The sequence below is a fragment of the Bradyrhizobium sp. USDA 4501 genome (genome assembly GCF_054062115.1).
This window is the reverse complement of record NZ_JBSSEX010000001.1, coordinates 606,483-627,499: the sequence shown is the minus strand read 5'-3', so window position 1 is coordinate 627,499 and position 21,017 is coordinate 606,483. Positions and strand designations below refer to the sequence as shown.

The 21,017-nt window shown below is 64.3% G+C and carries 19 protein-coding genes; 14 read left to right on the top strand and 5 right to left on the bottom strand.

Features of this window, described 5'->3' with window-relative positions; all coding sequences use genetic code 11:
- Nucleotides 1–90 precede the first annotated feature (90 nt).
- The 5 genes from ACVWZM_RS02975 to ACVWZM_RS02955 all read right to left on the bottom strand — a co-directional run bounded on the left by ACVWZM_RS02975 (nucleotide 91) and on the right by ACVWZM_RS02955 (nucleotide 4,914).
- Nucleotides 91–876 carry an ABC transporter ATP-binding protein gene (locus tag ACVWZM_RS02975; RefSeq protein ID WP_057015944.1) on the bottom strand — a complete coding sequence of 262 codons (786 nt, stop codon included), beginning with the start codon at nucleotides 874–876 and terminating at the stop codon, nucleotides 91–93.
- Nucleotides 873–1,646 carry an ABC transporter permease gene (locus ACVWZM_RS02970; RefSeq protein WP_456851799.1) on the bottom strand — a complete coding sequence of 258 codons (774 nt, stop codon included), beginning with the start codon at nucleotides 1,644–1,646 and terminating at the stop codon, nucleotides 873–875. The genes ACVWZM_RS02975 and ACVWZM_RS02970 overlap by 4 nt, the downstream gene beginning before the upstream one ends.
- A gap of 78 nt (nucleotides 1,647–1,724) precedes the next feature.
- Nucleotides 1,725–2,669: an ABC transporter substrate-binding protein gene (locus ACVWZM_RS02965; protein WP_057015912.1), complete on the bottom strand. Its 945-nt coding sequence runs from the start codon at nucleotides 2,667–2,669 to the stop codon at nucleotides 1,725–1,727.
- 146 nt (nucleotides 2,670–2,815) lie between these two features.
- Nucleotides 2,816–3,559, bottom strand: a complete 744-nt coding sequence (gene hutC, locus ACVWZM_RS02960; protein WP_456851797.1) for a histidine utilization repressor — start codon at nucleotides 3,557–3,559, stop codon at nucleotides 2,816–2,818.
- A complete protein-coding gene (locus ACVWZM_RS02955; RefSeq protein ID WP_456851795.1) occupies nucleotides 3,556–4,914 on the bottom strand; it encodes a formimidoylglutamate deiminase in 1,359 nt (452 codons plus the stop codon). Before ACVWZM_RS02955 ends, hutC begins: the two co-directional genes overlap by 4 nt.
- 85 nt (nucleotides 4,915–4,999) lie before the next feature.
- Between ACVWZM_RS02955 and hutI the strand changes: the two genes are divergently transcribed.
- The 14 genes from hutI to ACVWZM_RS02885 all read left to right on the top strand — a co-directional run bounded on the left by hutI (nucleotide 5,000) and on the right by ACVWZM_RS02885 (nucleotide 21,004).
- A complete protein-coding gene (gene hutI, locus ACVWZM_RS02950) occupies nucleotides 5,000–6,214 on the top strand; it encodes an imidazolonepropionase (RefSeq protein ID WP_057015915.1) in 1,215 nt (404 codons plus the stop codon).
- Complete coding sequence (gene hutH, locus ACVWZM_RS02945; protein WP_456851792.1) at nucleotides 6,211–7,770, top strand: histidine ammonia-lyase; 1,560 nt, start codon at nucleotides 6,211–6,213, stop codon at nucleotides 7,768–7,770. Before hutI ends, hutH begins: the two co-directional genes overlap by 4 nt.
- A 27-nt stretch (nucleotides 7,771–7,797) precedes the next feature.
- Nucleotides 7,798–9,465, top strand: a complete 1,668-nt coding sequence (gene hutU, locus ACVWZM_RS02940; protein WP_456851790.1) for a urocanate hydratase — start codon at nucleotides 7,798–7,800, stop codon at nucleotides 9,463–9,465.
- A 363-nt stretch (nucleotides 9,466–9,828) separates the two neighbouring features.
- A complete protein-coding gene (locus ACVWZM_RS02935; RefSeq protein ID WP_028331424.1) occupies nucleotides 9,829–10,983 on the top strand; it encodes a transporter substrate-binding domain-containing protein in 1,155 nt (384 codons plus the stop codon).
- The gene (locus ACVWZM_RS02930) at nucleotides 10,980–11,621 is read left to right on the top strand and encodes an ANTAR domain-containing response regulator (RefSeq protein WP_456827289.1); all 642 of its coding nucleotides are present in this window, start codon (nucleotides 10,980–10,982) and stop codon (nucleotides 11,619–11,621) included. The genes ACVWZM_RS02935 and ACVWZM_RS02930 overlap by 4 nt, the downstream gene beginning before the upstream one ends.
- Before the next feature lie 127 nt (nucleotides 11,622–11,748).
- Nucleotides 11,749–12,999, top strand: a complete 1,251-nt coding sequence (locus ACVWZM_RS02925) for a transporter substrate-binding domain-containing protein (RefSeq protein ID WP_057015919.1) — start codon at nucleotides 11,749–11,751, stop codon at nucleotides 12,997–12,999.
- Between the two features lie 129 nt (nucleotides 13,000–13,128).
- A complete protein-coding gene (gene urtB, locus ACVWZM_RS02920) occupies nucleotides 13,129–13,998 on the top strand; it encodes an urea ABC transporter permease subunit UrtB (RefSeq protein WP_057015920.1) in 870 nt (289 codons plus the stop codon).
- A 16-nt stretch (nucleotides 13,999–14,014) separates the two neighbouring features.
- The gene (gene urtC / locus ACVWZM_RS02915) at nucleotides 14,015–15,154 is read left to right on the top strand and encodes an urea ABC transporter permease subunit UrtC (RefSeq protein WP_057015921.1); all 1,140 of its coding nucleotides are present in this window, start codon (nucleotides 14,015–14,017) and stop codon (nucleotides 15,152–15,154) included.
- Nucleotides 15,151–15,903, top strand: a complete 753-nt coding sequence (urtD, locus tag ACVWZM_RS02910) for an urea ABC transporter ATP-binding protein UrtD (RefSeq protein WP_253624090.1) — start codon at nucleotides 15,151–15,153, stop codon at nucleotides 15,901–15,903. The genes urtC and urtD overlap by 4 nt, the downstream gene beginning before the upstream one ends.
- Nucleotides 15,896–16,588: an urea ABC transporter ATP-binding subunit UrtE gene (gene urtE, locus ACVWZM_RS02905; RefSeq protein ID WP_057015923.1), complete on the top strand. Its 693-nt coding sequence runs from the start codon at nucleotides 15,896–15,898 to the stop codon at nucleotides 16,586–16,588. The genes urtD and urtE overlap by 8 nt, the downstream gene beginning before the upstream one ends.
- Before the next feature lie 33 nt (nucleotides 16,589–16,621).
- Complete coding sequence (locus tag ACVWZM_RS02900) at nucleotides 16,622–17,659, top strand: aliphatic amidase (RefSeq protein WP_028331418.1); 1,038 nt, start codon at nucleotides 16,622–16,624, stop codon at nucleotides 17,657–17,659.
- A gap of 94 nt (nucleotides 17,660–17,753) precedes the next feature.
- Nucleotides 17,754–19,088 (top strand): purine-cytosine permease family protein, encoded by a 1,335-nt coding sequence (locus tag ACVWZM_RS02895; protein ID WP_225647403.1) that lies wholly within the window; start codon nucleotides 17,754–17,756, stop codon nucleotides 19,086–19,088.
- Between the two features lie 34 nt (nucleotides 19,089–19,122).
- On the top strand, nucleotides 19,123–20,142 hold the full coding sequence (locus tag ACVWZM_RS02890) for an alpha/beta fold hydrolase (protein WP_057015925.1): 1,020 nt from the start codon (nucleotides 19,123–19,125) through the stop codon (nucleotides 20,140–20,142).
- Between the two features lie 34 nt (nucleotides 20,143–20,176).
- Nucleotides 20,177–21,004, top strand: a complete 828-nt coding sequence (locus tag ACVWZM_RS02885) for an AAA family ATPase (protein WP_456851787.1) — start codon at nucleotides 20,177–20,179, stop codon at nucleotides 21,002–21,004.
- The last annotated feature ends 13 nt before the right edge of the window (nucleotides 21,005–21,017 follow it).

Sequence of the window (21,017 nt, the reverse complement as noted above, 5' to 3'; positions counted from 1 at the left end):
GTTCGCGTTAAGAAAACGCGTCAAAACAAGAGTCTGGAGCCCGTCCCGATTCACTCGGAACGGGAAGGGCTCTAGAAGCGTGGCTGATCATCAGGCCTGTTCGGCGACCTTCAGGGCTTCGGTGCGGATTTCCTCGACCAGCCGCTCCTTCAGGGCGACGAATTCGGGCGTGGTCTTGATCTTGTAGGACCGGGGATGCGGCAGGTCGACTGCGATCTCGGCCTTGATGCGGCCCGGACGCGCGCTCATGACGATGACGCGGCTGCCGAGGAAGATCGCTTCCTCGATGTCGTGGGTGACGAACAGCACCGTTTTCTGGTCGCGCTCCCAGATCCCCAGCAGCATCTCCTGCATCAGCGCGCGCGTCTGGTTGTCCAGCGCGCCGAACGGCTCGTCGAGCAGCAGGATCTTCGGATCGTTGGCCAGCGCACGGGCAATCGCGGTGCGCTGCTGCATGCCGCCCGACAGCTGCTTGGGCCAGTGATTTTCGAAGCCCGATAGCCCGACCCGGCGAATGAACGCATCGGCGATCTCATGGCGCTCCGCTTGCGACACGCCGCGCTCGCGCAGGCCGAAGGCGATATTCTCCCGCACCGTCAGCCACGGAAACAATGTGTAGGACTGAAACACCATGCCGCGATCGGCGCCGGGGCCGGTGACCTCGCGCCCGTCGAGCGTGACCCGTCCGCTGGTCGGCCGGTCGAGCCCGGCGATGATCCGGAGCAAAGTGGACTTTCCGCATCCGGAGGGGCCGAGGATGGTGACGAAGTCGTTGTTGCCGACGTCGAGCGTGGTCGGCTCGAGCGCTCTCGTCGGCGCGTTGCCGGCGCGGGCGGGGAAGGTTCGCGAGACCTGATCGATCCTGAGCGCGGTCATGCGAGCTTCCACGGGAACAGCCAGGCGTTGAAGGCCTTGAACAGGGAATCGGAGATCAGGCCGATCAGCCCGATCACGATGATGCCGAAGATGATCTGGCCCGTGTTGAGCAGCGCCTGGCTGTCGGTGATCATGTGTCCGATGCCGGATGATGAGCCGATCAATTCGGCCACGATGACGTAGGTCCAGGCCCAGCCCAGCACCAGCCGGAGGATTTCGGCAATCTCGGGCGCGGCGGAGGGCAGCAGCACGCGGCGGATGATGCCGCGGTCGCGGGCGCCGAGCGTGTAGGCGGCCTCCACCAGGTCGCGCCGTGTGGCACCGACGGTGACGGCGACCATCAGGATGATCTGAAATACTGCGCCGATGAAGATCACAAGCAGCTTCTGCAACTCACCGATGCCCGCCCACAGGATCAGCAGCGGGATGAAGGCGGATGCCGGCAGATAGCGCGCAAAGGACACAAAGGGCTCGAGAAAGGCCTCGATCGGCTTGTAAGCGCCCATCAGAACGCCGAGCGGCACCGCGATGACGGCAGCAAGCACAAACCCGCCGATCACGCGCCAGATCGTCATCCCGATGTCGAACAGAAAGCCCTGCTTTGCGAGCAGCTCATAGCCCTCCTGCACCATGGTCAGCGGGTTGGCGAGGAAGGTCCTCGACACATGGCCGCCGAACGTTGCCCAGGACCAGAGGGCGACGAATAGCACGAAGAAGGCGAGGCCATAGGCCACGCGCTGCTTCGATGTCGTGGGCTCGAGAGGACGCATCAAATGATCCGGAAGTAGCTTATGCGCCGGTCCCGCCCCCTGTGTCGCGAGGTGGGACCGGTCCAAATGGTTGCTGCGTTACTTGATGAAGCTTGCGTCGTAGATGTCTTCGACCTTCGGCGCGGCCTTGATGATGCCGACCTCGAGCAGGAGCTCGGCAGCGTCCTTATTGAAGGTCAGGAAGTCGCCGGCGAAGAATTTCTGGTTGGCGGCCTTGTCCTGCCAGCGCAGGTACTTTGCCGAGTTGCCGAACTGCTCGCCGGTCTGCTTCACGTCAGCGCCCATGATCTCGTAGGACTTGGCCTGGTCCTTGGCGATCATGTCGAGCGCCTCGAAATAGCTGTTGGCAAGCGCCTGCGCCGCCTTCGGATTGTCGGTCAGGAATTTCGGCGTGCAGCCGAACGTATCCATCACGATCGGGTAGTCGAGCGTGGTCGCGATGATCTTGCCCTTGTCGGGAGCGGCGCGCACCGTCGATAGATAAGGCTCGTAGGTCATCGCGGCATCGTTCTGGCCGGAGACGAAGGCCTGCGCTGCGGCGGCCGGCTCCAGATTCACCACGGTGACGTCTTTCACCGTGAGGCCGTTCTTCTTCAGCATCCAGGCCAGCGCGAAATACGGAGAGGTGCCGGGCGCCGACGCCGCGACGGTCTTGCCCTTGAGGTCCTTGATCGCGGCGATGTCGTTGCGCACGGCCATGCCGTCGGCGCCATAGCTCTTGTCGAGTTGGAAGATTTGCTTGGTCGCGACGCCATTGGCGTTCCAGGAGATCCAGGTCTCGACCGTGGTGGCCGCGCACTGGATGTCGCCCGAGGCGATCGCGAGATGGCGGTCCTTCTGCGGAATCTTCTTCAGGGTCACGTCGAGGCCGTTCTTCTTGAAGATGCCGGCCTCCTTGGCGAGCGTCAGCGGCGCGAAGCCGGTCCATCCGGAGATGCCGACGCCGACCTTGACGTCATCCGCGAACGCGCCCGTGGACGCGAGCAACACTGCGATTGCGGGCAATAGCTTGAAGGAACGCATGATTGTCGACCCCTTGAACGATGGATTGAACCCAGTTGATGTCTTCACGTCACTGATCTCTTCAGTCGCGGCGGATTGCCGCATGAAGCATGTCGGCGGACGATGGCCCATGATGCATTGCATGAAATATGCCGCGCAAGCTGTCCTCAGCCTCCCTTGAAGCGGGCCACCAGCCGATGCGTCTCGCCTGGATAATGCAGCCGCACCGCCGTCACCGTGCGTGCGCTGCGCCAGGTGTAGCGGTCGATCACGAGGCAGGGCGCGCCGACCGCGATGTCGAGCGCCTTTGCCGTGCGGTCGTCGGCGACGACGGCGCTGATGGTATGCTCGGCTTCGGTCCACGGCACATGGTGCAGCAGCCATGATCCCGGCGGTTCGCGGGCGAAGTCCGCGGTTGCAGCTTCCGGGACCGTGGAGAGATCGATCAGCCTGTCCTCGACGGCGAACGGCACATTGTCGGCGCTGTGCCGGCAGGCGATCGCGACTATCTTGCCGGCCGTGCTGACGCCGAGCCGGGCGCGATCGGCCGATGTCGCGGTACGGCGCCGGCATTCGATCAGATGATAGCCGTAGCTGCGGCCGAGCGCGGTGATCTCGGCGCGGATGTCGGCGATCTTGAGCACCGCCGACAGATGCTGCGGACGGCGCACGAAGGTGCCGGCACGGCGCCGCCGCTCGATCAGGTCGGCCTGCGCCAGTTCCGACAACGCCTTGTTCACCGTCATGCGCGAGCAGCGATAGCGCGCCATCAGCTGGTGCTCGAACGGGATGCGATGCCCGGGCGGCCATTCGCCGGTCAGGATCCGCGTCTCGATGTCGAGCCGGATGCGCTTGTAGAGTGTCGGCTTGTTCGCCGCGCCGGGCTTGGCCTGGTCGGAGGCGAGGCTCATGCGACGAGCCTCCGCACGCTTGCATTGAACTGCTCGCGCGCCTTGTCGCGCAGCCGATGCCGTCCGCCCGCCACCACCTTGTCGCCGGCGGCCCAGACGCAATCGATCGCGTCGCTGCCGGTTGCAAACAGCCAGCCGTCGAGAACCGCATCGCCCGACCGTCCCGCGAGGGACGGATGCGCGGTGTCGAGGCTGACGATGTCGGCGCGCGCGCCGGGCGCAAGCCCGGCCTTGGTCTGTGCCAGAGCCTGCGCGCCGCCAGCGAGCGCCTGGTCGAACAGGGCGCGGCCGGTGGATGTGCCGGGACGCCCCGAGAGTACATTGCGCTCGCGGTGTTTCAGCCGCTGACCGTATTCGAGCTGGCGCAGCTCGTCGGCGACGCCGACCAGCACATTGGAATCGGTGCCGATGCCGAACCGGCCGCCCGCGGCGAGGAATTCGCGCGCCGAAAAGATGCCGTCGCCGAGACTTGCTTCGGTGACGGGGCAAAGGCCGGCAACCGCGCCGCTGCCGGCGAGTGCATTGACTTCCTGCTCCGTCATGTGGGTCGCGTGAATGAGGCACCAGCGCTGATCGACGGGCGCATGTTCGAGCAGCCATTGCACCGGCCGCTGTCCTGACCAGGCAAGGCAATCCTCCACCTCGCGCACCTGTTCGGCGGCGTGGATGTGGATCGGGTCCGCCCCGGCAAGCGGGATGATCGCCGCCAGCTCATCCGGCGCCACGGCGCGCAGGCTATGCGGAGCGATGCCGATGTTGGCGCCGGGAAGTTTTCGGATTGCCTCGCGCGAGGCGGCCATCAGCGCGGCGAACTGATCGACCGAGCAGATGAAGCGACGTTGCCCGGCATGCGGTGCGGCGCCGCCGAACGTGCTGTGAGCATAGAAACTTGGCAGCAGCGTGAGCCCGATGCCGGAGGCGTCGGCGGCCTCTGCGATGCGTATGGCCATCTCGGCGAGATTGGCGTAGGGCGCGCCGTCTCGATCATGATGCAGATAGTGAAACTCGCCGACACGGGTAAAGCCGCGCTCGAGCATCTCGACATAGAGCAGGGTCGCGACGGCTGTGACGTCGTCCGGCGTCATGGTCAGCGCGAAGCGATACATCGTCTCACGCCAGGTCCAGAACGTATCGGTCGTGTCGCCGCGCAGTTCGGCAAGGCCGGCCATGCCGCGCTGAAAGGCGTGGCTGTGCAGGCTCGCCAATCCCGGAACCGCCATTTGGTGACGTTCGTCGCCGGCGCCAGGCGCAACGCCCGCCGTCACCGAGGCGATCGCGCCATCGACAACGACGACCTGCACGTCATTGGCCCAGCCCGAAGGCAGCAGCGCGAATGCGAAATGCAGTCGTGTCATTTTTCCACGCCGGCTGGACAGAACCCGGACACGATTATATGTCTAGACATATAAGTCAAGCATCCCACCTCGAGGGGACGATCGCATGGCAGAGCGCTTCGACCGTATCTGGCACAACGCCCGGCTCGCCACGATGCGCAGCGACCGCACTGATCTCGGCGAGATCGAGCGGGGCCTGATCGCGGCGCGCGACGGCCGCATCGTCTATGCCGGCGTGCAGTCGGACTTTCCTGTGGATGCGGACGCCGTTGATCGGATCGATTGTGCCGGCCGCTGGATCACGCCTGGGCTCGTCGATTGCCACACCCATCTCGTCTTCGGCGGCAACCGCGCGCACGAGTTCGAGCTGCGCCTGAAGGGCGCGAGCTATGAGGAGATCGCGCGCGCCGGCGGCGGCATCGTCTCGACCGTTGCGGCGACGCGCAAGGCGACCGAGGCGGAGCTCGTCGCCGGCGCGCTGCCGCGGCTCGACGCGCTGATCGGCGAGGGCGCAACCACCGTCGAGATCAAGTCCGGCTATGGCCTCAATGCCGAGACCGAGATGCGACAGCTTGCGGCGGCACGCAGCCTCGCCCGCCTGCGGCAGGTCGCGATCCGCACCTCTTTCCTCGGAGCGCATGCGCTGCCGCTGGAGGCCAATGGCGACAAGGACGGTTACATCGATCTGGTCTGCAACGAGATGCTGCCGGCCGTGGCCAAGGCCGGCCTCGCCGATGCCGTCGACGGCTTCATGGAGGGGATCGCGTTTTCCGGAGAGCAGACGGCACGGGTGTTCGAGGCGGCGCGTGCGCTCGGACTGCCGGTCAAGCTGCATGCGGATCAGCTGTCCAATCTCGGCGGCGCGGCGCTGGCCGCGAAATTCTCGGCGCTCTCGGCCGATCATCTCGAGCACACCGACGAAGCCGGCGCGGTGGCGATGGCGAAGGCCGGCACCGTCGCGGTCCTGCTGCCCGGCGCGTTCTATTTCATTCGTGAAACGCACAAGCCGCCGGTCGAGCTGTTCCGTAGCCACGGTGTGAACATGGCGCTGGCGACCGATTGCAATCCTGGCAGCTCGCCGCTCACCTCGCTCCTGCTGGCGATGAACATGGGCGCAACGCTGTTCCGGATGACGGTCGCCGAATGCCTCACAGGGGTGACGCGGGAAGGGGCGCGCGCGCTCGGCATGCTCGCCGAGACCGGTACGTTAGAGGCCGGCAAGTGGTGCGATCTGGCGATCTGGGACATCGAGCGTCCGGCCGAACTGGTCTACCGCATCGGCTTCAACCCGCTGCACAGCCGGGTGTGGAGGGGGCAATGAGCGATCGGGATGCGCCTGTCGTCGTGACGCCCGGAACCGTCGGCCTCGACGTCCTGGTGCGCGTGCTCGCGGGCGCGCCCATCATGCTCGATCTATCGTGCTGGCCGCGCGTCGAGGCGGCCGCGGAGATCGTGGCGAAGGCGGCGCATATCGACGTTCCCGTCTACGGCATCAATACCGGTTTCGGGAAGCTGGCATCGACGCGCATTGCGCCCGATCAAACCGCGCTGCTTCAGCGCAACCTCATCTTGTCGCACTGCTGTGGAGTCGGTCAGAACACGCCCGAGCCGATCGTGCGTTTGATGATGGCGTTGAAAGTGATTTCGCTCGGTCGCGGCGCATCCGGCGTGCGCCGCGAGGTGATCGAGCAGTTGCAGGGCATGCTGGCGCGCGGCGTTTATCCGCTGGTGCCGCAGCAGGGCTCGGTCGGTGCCTCCGGCGATCTCGCGCCGCTCGCTCACATGACCGCGGTCATGATCGGGGAGGGACAGGCAATCCTTGATGGCAAAGTCGTGCCGGGCCGCGAAGCGCTTGCGGTTGCCGGCCTCGCGCCGTTGACGCTCGGCCCGAAGGAGGGGCTCGCGCTGATCAACGGCACGCAGTTTTCCTCCGCCTACGCCATCTCCGGTCTGCTGCGTGCGCATCGCCTGGCGTGCGCCGCGCTGGTGACCGGTGCGCTGTCGGTCGATGCGGCGATGGCGTCGACGGTGCCGTTTCGTCCCGAGATTCAATCTTTGCGTGGCCATGACGGGCAGATCGCTGCGGCCGCCGCCCTGACCGCGCTGCTTGACGGCAGCGACATCAGGCAATCGCATCTCGAAGGCGACGAGCGCGTGCAGGATCCCTATTGCCTGCGCTGCCAGCCGCAGGTCGCGGGTGCTGTGCTCGACCTGCTCGCGCAAGCCGCCCGCGGGCTGACCGTTGAGGCCAATGCCGTCACCGACAATCCACTCGTCCTGGTCGAGACCGGCGAAATCGTGTCAGGCGGCAATTTCCACGCCGAGCCGGTGGCGTTCGCCGCCGACCAGATCGCGCTGGCGCTCGCGGAAATCGGCGCGACCAGCGAGCGCCGGATCGCGACCCTCGTCGATCCCGCCCTGAACTTCGGCCTGCCGCCGTTCCTGACGCCCGAACCCGGCATCAATTCCGGCTTCATGATCGCCGAGGTGACGGCGGCGGCGCTTTATGCCGAGAACAAGCAGCGCGCCTTGCCGTGCTCGATCGATTCCACGCCGACCAGCGCCAATCAGGAGGATCACGTCTCGATGGCCGCGCATGCTGCGCGCCGGCTGTCCGACATGGCCGACAATCTCGCCGCCATCCTCGGCATCGAGCTGCTGGTCGCGGCGCAGGGCATCACGCTGCGCGCGCCGCATTCAACGAGCGCGCCGCTCGCTGCGGTCATTGCCGCGCTCCGAGAGCAGGTTCCGGCGCTCGCCGCCGACCGCTACATGGCTGACGATCTCGCCAGGGCGGCCGCTCTGATCGAAGCCGACGCGCTGCCCGCCGCTGCGATCGCGGTGCTTCCGACCGATCCATTTCCAAGACTGACTTAGAAGACTTGCTTAGCAGGAACATCCGTCATGAACCGCCGACTGGATAACGAACGCATCATCCGTGCTCCCCGCGGCACCGACATCAGCGCCAAGAGCTGGCTGACGGAAGCACCGCTGCGCATGCTGATGAACAATCTGGACCCTGATGTCGCCGAGCGCCCGAGCGAGCTCGTGGTTTATGGCGGCATCGGCCGTGCGGCGCGCGACTGGGAGAGCTTTGATCGGATTGCCGCGTCCTTGCGCAAGCTCGAAGGCGACCAGACCCTGCTGGTGCAGTCCGGCAAGCCGGTCGGCATTTTCCGGACCCATGCCGACGCGCCGCGCGTACTGATCGCGAATTCCAACCTGGTGCCGCATTGGGCAACGCTCGATCATTTCAACGAGCTCGACCGGCAGGGCCTGATGATGTTCGGCCAGATGACGGCAGGCTCATGGATCTATATCGGCAGCCAGGGCATCGTGCAGGGGACCTATGAGACGTTCGTCGAGGTCGGCCGCCGGCATTATGGCGGCAGTCTCGCCGGCAAATGGATCCTGACGGCGGGCCTCGGCGGCATGGGCGGTGCCCAGCCGCTGGCCGCGACGATGGCCGGCGCCTCGATGCTCGCGGTCGAATGCCAGCCGAGCCGCATCGAGATGCGGCTGCGGACGGGCTACCTCGACCGCCAGGCGGCGACGCTCGATGACGCGCTCGCGATCATTGCTGAGGCGGTCAAGAGCCAGAAGCCGGTGTCGGTCGGCCTGCTCGGCAATGCGGCCGAGATCTTTCCCGAACTGGTGCACCGCGGCGTGCGCCCGGACATCGTCACCGACCAGACCAGCGCGCATGATCCGATCAACGGTTATTTGCCGAAGGGATGGACACTCGCCGATTGGGATGCCAAACGCGCGGGCGACCCGAAGGCCGTTGAGACGGCAGCCAAGACCTCGATGGTCGATCACGTCCAGGCCATGCTGGATTTTCACGCGCAGGGAATCCCGACGCTCGATTACGGCAACAACATCCGCCAGATGGCCAAGGACATGGGCCTGAAGCAGGCGTTCGATTTTCCAGGCTTCGTTCCGGCCTATATCCGTCCGCTGTTCTGCCGCGGCGTCGGGCCGTTCCGCTGGGCGGCGCTGTCGGGCGATCCCGAGGACATCTTCAAGACCGATGCCAAGGTCAAGGAGCTGATGCCCAACGACAGCCACCTGCACAACTGGCTCGACATGGCCAAGGCGCGCATCAAGTTTCAGGGACTGCCTGCGCGAATTTGCTGGGTCGGGCTCGGCGACCGCCATCGGCTTGGCCTTGCCTTCAACGAGATGGTGGCGCGCGGCGAGCTCAAGGCGCCGATCGTGATCGGCCGCGATCATCTCGACAGCGGCTCGGTGGCGAGCCCGAACCGCGAGACCGAGGCGATGCGCGACGGCTCCGACGCGGTGTCCGACTGGCCGCTGCTCAATGCACTGCTCAACTGCGCGAGCGGCGCCACCTGGGTGTCGCTGCATCACGGCGGCGGCGTCGGCATCGGCTATTCGCAGCACGCCGGCATGGTGATCGTCGCTGACGGCACGCCGGAGGCCGCGCGCCGGCTCGAGCGTGTGCTATGGAACGACCCGGCGACAGGCGTGATGCGCCACGCCGACGCCGGCTATGACACGGCGGTCGAATGCGCGCGCGCCAACCGGCTCGATCTGCCTAGCCTGCGCTGATGGGACCTCCTCGATCGGGAGTTGCGGCATCTCCCGACCGGGGCGCAGCTTAACGAGCAATCCCGTTGCAGCTCTCAACCTTCCGGTTGATGTACGCGAGGTGACCGGCCGGACATGCCTTGATACGGGAAATCGGCGGTGCAGCTACCGGAGATAGGTGGTCCGTGGAGCGCTGCGCCTGTGACCCGTCGCGGGTGACACATTAGCCTGCCTGCTTTCGCGTCACCTTCGCTGACAGGATGAGCGGCCAGGGTCCTTGTCTCGCGGCAGATGGCATGCAATCTTCCGCAGCCGGCAATGCTGTTCGAGAGCAACAAGAACAATAATCCCTCTCGTCCCTCCAATTCTGTCGAGGGCCTGATCATGTCGAACCTTACCCAAACGACATCCGCTCCGTGGCGGATAGGAGTGCTGTTCTCGCGAACCGGCTTCATGTCGGTCATCGAGGAGACCCAGTATCAGGGCACGCAACTCGCGATCGAAGAGGTGAATGAAGCGGGCGGCGTCTGCGGCCGCGAGCTGGTTCCCGTTGCCTATGACCCCGGATCGGACTCTGCCGCCTATGGTCATTACGCCAAGCGGCTGATGATCGAGGATCAGGTCAGCACGATCTTCGGCTGCTACACCTCGTCGAGCCGCAAGGCGGTGCTGCCGGTAGTCGAACGGCTGAACGGTCTGCTCTGGTATCCGACGCTTTACGAAGGGTTCGAGGCGTCGCCCAACGTCATCTACACCGGCGCGTCGCCGAACCAGAACAGCCTCGCGCTGTGCCGCTATTTGATGGATACGTTCGGAACGCGGTTCTATTTCGTGGGGTCCGACTACATCTATCCGCGCGAGTCCAACCGGGTGATGCGGGAGCTGCTCAAGAGCAACGGCGGCTCGGTGGTCGGCGAGCGCTATGTCAATGTTTACGCGCGCTGGCAGGATTTTGTGCCGATCATCCAGGATATCAAGCGTGTCAGGCCCGACGTGATCTTCTCGACCGTCGTTGGCGAGGGCACGGTGTTCCTTTATCAGGCCTATGCGAATGTCGGGCTCGATCCAAAGCAGGTGCCGATCGCCAGCCTGACCACGACGGAAGCGGAAATTGCCGCCATGGGCTTCGACGTCGGCGAGGGACACGTCACGGCCGCATCGTATTTCCAGGGCGTCGAGGGCAGCGCTAATAATGCGTTTGTGCAGCGCTTCAAGAAGCGGTTCGGCGCCGATATCTCAACCAACATGTGCGCCGAAGCATCCTATTTCCAGCTGCATTTGTTCGCGAAAGCGCTCGAGCAGGTCAATTCACTCGACACCGAAGTGCTCCGCTCGATGGTGTTCGGCACCAGCTTTGATGCACCGCAAGGTGCCGTCACCGTCAACCCGATGTCGGGTCATACCGACCTCTGGACCCGCATCGGGCGCGCCAACCGCCAGGGGCAGTTCGATGTCGTCAGCCAATCGAAGGAGCCGGTGCATGCGGATCCGTTCCTGATCGGATATGGTCGTGCAACGCAAACAGGAAGCGTCCAATGAACGAAATGTCGCGTAAGCCGTCGCTGAGCCGAGACGTCGGCGGACGCAAGACCATGGTTCAGGAACTTGCCGACCTGTCGGCGGTGGTGGTCGCGCCGGTCGACGATCAGGTCGGCATGTTGCTGCGCGAGTTGCAGCGGTTCCGGATGCGGGTGCGGCAGGTCTGGCCGATGCCCGAGAGCGTGCCCGCCGATGCCGACGTGGTGTACTGCGAATATTCTCCTGACCTGGCGCGGCGCCTGCCGTGGATTCCCGGCGACGCGCGCTCGGCGCTGGTTGTGATCCTGCCGGTGACGGAAACCGTTCACGCCGATGCGCTGTGTCATGCGACGCCGAACGCCGTGCTGCCGCGGCCGTTCACGCAAAATGCCGTGTTGTCGAGCCTCGTGCTGGCGCGCAGTCAATTTGGTTACGAACGGCGGCTTCGCAGCAAGATCGAGAAGCTCGATGACAATCTGCGCTCGATGCGCACGGTGGAGCGCGCCAAGGCGATCCTGATGGCGACGCGGCAGATGCCGGAAACCGAAGCCTATGGCTTCATCAGACGACAGGCGATGGATCGTCGCGTGTCGGCAAGTGCAGTCGCCGCGGCGATTGTTGACTCGTTCGAACTGCTTGGCTACGATCATCAACAGTAAGCCCCAATAGCGGGGCCGGCGGCGACAGCGCCGCCTTCGACACAACCGGCAACAAAGCCCTCCCAATGCTCGCGTAAGCGCGCATCGGGAGGGCTTTTTGTTTTTTCAGTCCTGAAGGGAGCTAGGGATGAGCATTTCACGGCGGACTTTGCTGAGGAATACCGCGGCGCTGGGCGCGTTTGCCGGCGCCGGACTGCCGCACATCTGGATCAAGAACGCCGACCTCGCTTACGCCGCCGGCGGCGAGATCAAGGTCGGCGTGCTGTTCTCGCTGACGGGAACGACCGCGATCATCGAGGAATCGCTCAACAAGGCGACGCTGCTCGCCATCGAGGAGATCAACGCCGCAGGCGGCATCAAGGGCAGCAAGATCGTGCCGATCGTCGAGGACCCCGCGTCCGATCCGGCGACCTTCTCGGAGAAGGCTCGCAAGCTCGTCGTCGGCGATAAGTGCGTCAGTGTGTTCGGTTCCTACACCTCGGCAAGCCGCAAGGCGGTGCTCCCGGTGTTCGAGCGGCAGAACAATCTCTATTGGTATCCGACGCTCTATGAAGGCCGGGAGTGCTCGAAGAACGTCATCTACACCGGCGCGGTGCCGAACCAGCAGCAGGACGAGTTCGTGCCCTGGCTGGTCAAGAAGTTCGGCAAGAAGTTCTACCTGATCGGCTCCAACTACATCTATCCGAAGGAAGAGAACAACTACTGCAAGAAGCTGCTTGAGAAACTCGGCGGCGAGGTCGTGGCGGAAGAATATGTGCCGCTCGGCCATTCCGAATTCTCTTCCGTCATCAACAAGATCCGCTCGACTCAGCCGAACGTGATCTTTTCCACCGTGGTCGGCGATTCCGTGGTCGCGCTGCATCGTCAGTACAAGGCGGCCGGCCTCGATCCCGAGAAGATGCCGATGGCGAGTCTCACGACCTCCGAGAACGAAGTCGCTGCGATGGGCGGCGAGGCGGCCGCCGGTCACTTCACCTCGGCGCCTTACTTCATGGTGCACAAGTCGCCGGAGAACGAGAAGTTCGTCGAGGCTTACAAGAAGCGTTGGGGCGCCGACAAGGTGACGCATTTCGTGTCGGAGGCCTGCTACTTCCAGACCTACCTGTTCAAGCAGGCGGTCGAGAAGCTCGCGACCAGCGATCTCACGCCGCCGAACATCCGCGACGCGGTCAAGGGCCAGGAAGTGATTGCACCGCAGGGCAAGGTCCGGATCGAGCCGGAGAACCTGCACACCTGGCTGTGGCCCAAGATCGCGCAGGCGAAGTCGAACGGACAGTTCGAGATTCTCGTCGAGGCCAAGGAGTGGCTGAAGCCGGTGCCTTACGCGGCCTATCCCGGACAGTCATGCACCGAGAAGGGCTTGGTCGAGAAGAGCTGACGACGGGGGCTGACGAAGGCCGTCGGCGTGCGGCGCCGGCTGCCAGCGTCCCGAAACGAATGCTGCCTCTCGCACGAACGGGGGCGAGGGGCAGGGCGCACAACGCGAACATCGAAAGCGGATCCCGACGTGGACCAATTCATCGAACAAATCGTCACCGGCCTCAGCATCGGATCGATCCTGCTGCTGGTCGCGCTGGGCCTGTCGATCATCTACGGCTCGATGGGCATCATCAATCTCGCCCATGGCGAGTTCGTGATGCTGGGCGCTTACGCGGCCTGGGTGTTCCATACCTATCTCGGGCTCGGCCTGCTCGCGAGCCTGGTGCCGATCTTCTTCGTGGTCGCCGCGTTCGGCTGGGTCATTGAGCGTTACGTCCTGAGCCTGCTCAACAACCGGCCGCTGGACACGATCCTTGCGACCTGGGGCGTCGGCATCATGCTGCAGCAGGCGGTGCGGCTGATGGTCGGCAGCGAACTGCGCTACGTGCAGCTGCCGCCGGCGCTGTCCGACAGCATGGACGTGTTCGGCATCTCGGTATCGTCCTATCGGGTGTTCCTGTTCGTGGTGTCGATCGCACTGTTCGTGGCGACCTGGTTGCTGATGAACCGCACCACGGTCGGAATGAAGCTACGCGCGATCATCCAGGACCGTTCCGTCGCTGCCTCGTTCGGAATCAACGCCAAACGGGTCTATGCGCTGACCTTCGCCTACGGTGCGGGCCTTGCGGGACTGGCTGGCGCGCTGGTGTCGCCGCTGAAGAGCGTGTCGCCCGATATGGGCACCGGCTATGTGGTCGATGCCTTCATGGTGGTGGTGCTCGGCGGCGTGCAGAGCCTCGCCGGCACCGTGGCGAGCGCCTTCATCCTCGGCGAGCTCTCCGGCGGCATTGCCTTCCTGCAGAACGACACGGTGGCCAAGGCAATCGTGCTGCTCGCCATCGTCGTGCTCATCCGTTTCCGCCCCGAGGGGCTTTTCACCGCACGCGTGCGGGCCTGAGACAGATCGCTCATCTATGCCGTCGCATGTTTCTAACTCCAGCGGATTGCAGCGCCTGATCGCGCAGCTTGCGCCTCTGCTGATCGTCTGCGCCGTGGTGTTCGCGCTGCCGGTGATGCTCAACAACGACTTCCTGCTCAACAAGGTCGCGCGTTATCTGGTGCTGGGCATCCTCACGGTGTCGCTCGGGCTGTCCTGGGGATTCGGCGGCATCCTGAATCTCGGCCAGGCGATGAGCTTCGGGCTCGGCTCCTACGCCATGGCAATGGCGCTCAAGCTCAAGACCGTGCCGGTGCATACCGGAGCGAGCGGACTGCCGGACTTCATGGTCTGGAATAATGTCCAGCATTTGCCGTGGTTCTGGGAGCCGTTCCGCTCGCTGACCTTCGCGATCGCCGCGGGCCTGATCGTGCCGGCGCTGGTTGCGGCGGCGCTCGGCTGGTTCATGTTCCGGGGCCGCGTCACCGGCGTCTATGTCTCGATCATCACGCTCGCCACCATGGTGGTGATCAATCTCGTGATCATCGACCAGCAGAGCTACACCGGCGGCTTCAACGGCATCACCGATCTCGCCCAGCTCGAGATCTTCGGCGTCGCGTTCGATGCCTATGGCCGGGCTACCTATTATCTCGTGGCCAGCTGTGTCCTGCTCAGCCTGCTTGTCGCCTTTGCCTTCACGAGAACCAAGGCCGGACTGATCGTGCAGGCGATCCGCGACCATGAGAGCAGGGTGCGCTACTTCGGCTACGACGTCGCGCTCTACCAGATCTTCGTGTTCGCGCTGTCGGCGGCGATCGCGGGCCTTGCCGGCATGCTCTACACGGTGGTGATGGAGTTTGCCTCGCCGACCTTCCTCGGCGTGCAGCTCTCTCTTTCGGTGGTGGTGTGGTGCGCGGTCGGCGGCCGGCAGAGCCTGGTCGGTGCGTTCCTTGGCGCAGTGCTGGTGGCGGGCATGCAGGGCGCGCTGTCGGAGTCAGCGGCGTTCCTGGAAACCTGGACGCTGGTGATGGGCGCGCTGTTCGTGCTCGTGGTGCTGTTTTTGCCGAAGGGGCTCGCCGGCCTTGCGCAGGTCGTGCTGCGCTGGATCGTGCAGCGCCGCCATGCGGCCGCGGGCGGGGTGGCGCAAGGCGTCGGCCAGACGGAGGGCAGCACATGAGCTCCCATCTCGATCTCCGCGACGTGTCGGTCAGCTTCAACGGTTTCAAGGCGCTCAATTCACTCAACATGAGCGTGCGCAAGGGCGAGCTGCGCTGCCTGATCGGGCCGAACGGCGCGGGCAAGACCACCGCGCTGGACATCATCTGCGGCAAGGTCAAGCCGAGCGCCGGCACGGTGAGCTTCGATGGCACCGCGCTGCAGGATCTTGAGGAATACGAAATCGCCCGCGCCGGCGTCGGCCGCAAATTCCAGGTGCCGAGCGTGTTCCGCGAGCTGTCGGTCTCCGAGAACCTCGAAGTGGCGCGGGCGCGTCGCACCTCCGTGCTTGGCAATTTGCGCTGGAACATCGGCAATTCAGGACGCGAGCAGGTCGAGCGTCTGGCCGAGCTGGTCGGGCTCACCGAGCAGCTCGACCGGCCGGCCGCCTATCTGTCGCACGGTCAGACCCAGTGGCTGGAGATCGGCATGCTGGTCGCCCAGGACGCCGAGCTGATCCTGATGGACGAGCCTACCGCGGGCATGACGGCGCAGGAAACCCGCAAGACCGCCGAACTGTTCGCACGGCTGAAGGGCAAGCACACGCTGATCGTGGTCGAGCACGACATGGGCTTCGTCAAGGCGATCGGCGACATCATCTCCGTGATGCATATGGGCCAGATGCTGGCCGAGGGCACCGCGGCAGAAGTCGAGGCGCATCCGGAAGTGCGCCGCGCCTATCTCGGATCGGGAGGCATCAGCCATGCTTGAGCTGACCGACGTCGACGCCTTCTACGGCAACAGCCGCGCCCTGCAGGGCATCAACCTGATGGTTGGCAATGGCGAATTCCTCTCGGTGCTCGGCCGCAACGGCGTCGGCAAGACCACGCTGATGCGAAGCATCCTCGGCCTGATGGACCGGTGCACCGGACGGCTATCGCTCGACGGTGCCGACATCTCGCCGCTGCGGACCTATCAGCGCGCCAAGGCCGGTATTGCCTACGTGCCGCAGGGCCGCGGGATTTTGCCGAAGTTCACTGTGCGGGAAAACCTGACGCTCGGGACCTTTGCCGCGAGATCTGCCAACGGCATCGAGGAGTGGGTGCTCGAGCTGTTTCCGGTACTCAAGGACTTTCTCAATCGCTATGGCGGCAATCTCTCCGGCGGCCAGCAGCAGCAGCTTGCGATCGCGCGGGCGCTGCTGGCCAAGCCCAAGGTCATCCTGCTGGACGAGCCGACCGAGGGCATCCAGCCGAACATCGTCGAGCAGATCGAGGACGTGATCGTCAGTCTCAATCGCGAGCGCGGCATCACGGTCGTGCTGGTCGAACAGAATGTCGCGTTCGCGCGGCGCGCGTCTCACCGCTTCGCGCTGCTCGAAAAGGGACGCGTCGTCGCCAAGGGCGCGATCGGTGAGCTCACCGATGATCTCATCCAGCTGCACATGGCCGTGTAGCGGGAATTATCGCTCAGGAAAGGGAGTCGAGACATGTTGCATGGAGACATATCGAGCAGCAAGGACACGGTCGGCGTTGCCGTGGTGAACTACAAGATGCCGCGCCTGCACACCAAGGCCGAGGTGCTGGATAACGCGCGCAACATCGCCAAGATGGTCGAGGGCATGAAACTCGGCCTTCCGGGCATGGACCTCGTGATATTCCCGGAATACTCGACCCACGGCATCATGTACGACTCCAAGGAGATGTACGAGACGGCGTCGTCCGTGCCGGGCGAGGAGACCCGCATCTTCGCGGACGCCTGCCGCAAAGCGAAGGTCTGGGGTGTGTTCTCGCTGACCGGCGAGCGCCACGAGGAGCATCCCAACAAGGCGCCGTACAACACCCTGATCCTGATGAACGACAAGGGCGAGATCGTCCAGAAGTACCGCAAGATCATGCCGTGGGTACCGATCGAGGGCTGGTATCCCGGCGATTGCACCTACGTCTCGGACGGGCCGAAGGGGCTGAAGATCAGCCTGATCATCTGCGACGACGGCAACTATCCGGAGATCTGGCGTGACTGCGCGATGCGCGGTGCCGAGCTGATCGTGCGCTGCCAGGGCTACATGTATCCGGCCAAGGAGCAGCAGATCCAGATATCGAAGTCGATGGCCTGGGCCAACAACTGCTACGTCGCGGTCGCCAACGCCTCTGGCTTCGACGGCGTCTATTCCTACTTCGGCCATTCCGCGCTCATCGGTTTCGACGGAAGGACGCTCGGCGAGTGCGGCACGGAGGAGAACGGCATCCAGTACGCGCAGCTCTCGGTGTCGCTGATCCGCGACGCCCGCCGCAACATGCAGTCGCAGAACCATCTCTTCAAGCTGATGCACCGCGGCTATACCGGCCTGATCAACTCCGGCGACGGCGATCGGGGGCACGCGGTCTGCCCCTACACCTTCTACAAGAACTGGATCACGGACCCCGAGGGCACCCGGGAAATGGTCGAGGCCATGACCCGTCCGACCGTCGGAACCGACGAATGCCCGATCGAGGGCATTCCGAACCAGAAAGTCGCACATCGTTGAGTGACATCGATGATCGGCGCCGGCGCGATGTTTCGCGCCGGCGTGGTTCGATGCAACGGCGGACACTTCCTCGCGGAGGAAACAGGGGGACATCATGAGCGGTCAATCGAATAGCGGGCTGGTTCAGCAGACCGAAGGGCAGATCGACGACCTTCTCGGCCATGAATTCGAGCACGAGCCGGTGCCGATGAGCGCCCGGCGCAGCGCCTTCTCGGTCACGATGGTGTGGCTGGGCTTTCCGATGATCATCACCGGCGCGATGACCGGATCGCTGTTGGTGCTGGGCATGGGGTTCAAGAATGCACTGGTGGCGATGATCGTCGGCAATTTGATCATGTTCGCCTATGTGGGCGCGCTCGGCCTGATCGGCACCCGGCGCGGCATGAACTTCGCGCTGATCGCCAGCATCGTGTTCGGAAAGAAGGGCTACGTGCTGGCGTCGGGCCTGCTGTCGACCCTGCTGCTCGGCTGGTATGCGGTGCAGACCGGCATCACCGGCGCATTGATCTCCTCGACCTACGGCCTCAACTATGTGGCGATGACCATCGTCGCCGGCGTGCTCTATATCGGGATCACCTTCGTCGGCGTGAAGGGATTGCACTGGATCGGGCTGGCGTCGGTGCCGCTGTTTGTCGTGCTTGGCCTCTGGGTCGCGGCCGATGCCGCCTCGACCACGACGTCAGCGGCGATCTTCGGCTATGCCGGCAACAATGGCGTCGCCAGCATGTCGATGGGCGTCGGGCTTACCGTGGTGCTCGCGCTGTTCATCGACGCAGGCACGGTGACGGCGGACTTCAATCGCTGGGCGCCGAGCACGCGGTCCTCGCTGTTTGCCACGTTCAGCGCGTTTCCGTTCGCCAATCTGGTCGCGATGCTGGTCGGCGGCGTGATGACGGCGGCGCTCGCCGTGCCGAACGCCAACCCGTTCGGTGTCGACAACATGTTCGGCTACATGAACGGCAAGCAGCTCACCTGGCTCAGCATCCTCGCATTCATCTTCCTCTATGCCAATCTCGGCTCGGTCTGCTCGCATTGCCTGTACAACGCGGCCACCGGCTGGTCGCGCATCCTCGGGACCAATATGCGGCTGATGGCGGTGGTGCTCGGCGCGCTTGGCATCCTGGTTGCTGCCGGCAATGTCTGGGCGTTCTTCATACAGTGGCTGTCGCTGCTCGGCATCCTCGTGCCGCCGATCGGTGCGATCATTCTGGTCGATCAGTATCTGCTACGGGCCGAGGCGCGTGCGGACGTCGACTGGCGTGCGAAGCCGTTCATCGCCTGGGGCATCGGGTCGCTGTTTGCCTTTGCGGTTGAAAACCTGATGCCGGGACTGTCCACTGCGATCTCCGCCGCGGTGGTCGCAGGCATCGTGTACGGTGCGATCGCACGGGTGGAGTCTCCGACTGAAAAGGTGGCGCGTCCGGCGTAAGCGATCAGCTCGATCAAGCAAGAAGGGTACATCAATGAGCGTCGACTATCAGATCCATGATCTCGGCAATTTGACCTTGCAGCGCGGCGCGACCATTCGCGACTGCAAGCTCGCCTACAAGACCTATGGCCAGCTCAACGCAGCCAAGGACAACGTCATCGTCTATCCGACCTGGTACTCCGGCCAGCACTACGACAATGAATGGCTGATCGGACCGGGCAGGGCGCTCGACCCGGCAAAGTACTTCATCATCATCCCGAACATGCTCGGCAACGGGCTGTCGTCGTCGCCGAGCAACACGCCGGAACCGTATAATGGACCGCGTTTTCCGCAGGTGACGGCCTATGACAATGTGCGCGCCCAGCACCGGCTGGTGACCGAGAAATTCGGCATCAAGCACATCCGTCTGGTGGTCGGCTGGTCGATGGGCGCGCTGCAGACGTTCCATTGGGGCGCGCTCTATCCCGATATGATGGATCTCCTGGCGCCGTTCTGCGGCTCGGCCAAATGCTCGCGGCACAACTTCGTGTTTCTCGAAGGCGTCAAGGCGGCACTCACCGCGGATGCTGCGTGGAAGGAGGGCTGGTACACCGACAAGCCGGCCCGCGGCCTGCGCGCCGCCGCGCGTGTCTATGCCGGCTGGGGCTTTTCACAGGCCTTCTATCGCGAGCAACTCGACATCAAGACGCTGGGCTATTCGTCGCTGGAGGATTTCCTGGTGGCGTTCTGGGAAGGCTTCTTCCTGCCCAAGGATCCCAACAACCTGCTGACCATGCTGTGGACCTGGCAGCACGGCGACATCAGCGACAACGAAATCTACAACGGCGACTTCAAGGCCGCGCTGCGGGCGATCAAGGCCAAGGCCTATGTCATGCCGGGTCAGACCGATCTCTATTTCCCGCCGGAGGATAGCGAGTTCGAGGTCGAGAACATGCCGAACGCCAAGTTCGTGCCGGTACCGTCGATCTGGGGCCACTTCGCCGGCGGGCCGGGGACCAATCCGGTCGATGTCGACTTCATCGACAGCAAGCTCAAGGAGCTGCTCGCATCGTGATATCGACCGGTTGCGAACGGCTGCCTGCGCGATCATGGGAGGCGTGAGCTTGTCCAATCCCGCTTTGCTGCTTGATCAATACCGCATCCGGGAAGAGCCGTTTTACCGGCCGCTCAAGGATGAGGTCGAACTGTTCGGTGCGGCCTATGCCAACCGCATGCCGGTGATGCTGAAAGGGCCCACCGGCTGCGGCAAGACCCGCTTCATCGAATATATGGCGTGGCGGCTCGGCCGCCCGCTGATCACGGTGGCCTGCCACGAGGACATGACGGCGGCGGATCTGGTGGGGCGCTGGCTGCTCGACGCAGAGGGCACGGTGTGGAGCGACGGGCCGCTCACCACAGCGGTGCGCCTTGGCGCGATCTGTTACCTCGACGAGATCGTCGAGGCGCGCCAGGACACGACGGTCGTGATCCATCCCTTGACCGACGATCGTCGTGTGCTGCCGCTGGAAAAGCGCGGTGAATTGATCCACGCCCATTCCGACTTCCAGCTCGTGATTTCCTACAATCCGGGCTACCAGAGCGCGATCAAGGACCTCAAGGAATCCACCAAGCAGCGCTTCGCGGCGCTGGATTTCGGCTATCCTGATCGGCCGGCCGAAACCGAGGTGGTGTCGCGCGAAGCCGGTATCGAGCCGAACCTCGCCGATCTCCTGGTGAAGATCGCCCAGCACAGCCGCAACCTGAAAGGCCAGGGGCTCGACGAAGGTGCCTCGACCCGGATGCTGGTCAATGCCGGCCGACTGATCGGATGCGGCATCAGCCTCGAAAAGGCCTGCGAGACCACGATCGTCGTTCCCCTGACCGATGATGCGGACACCAGGAACACGTTGCGCGACGTGATCTCGGCCTGTGGGTAAGTGGAAGATTGCA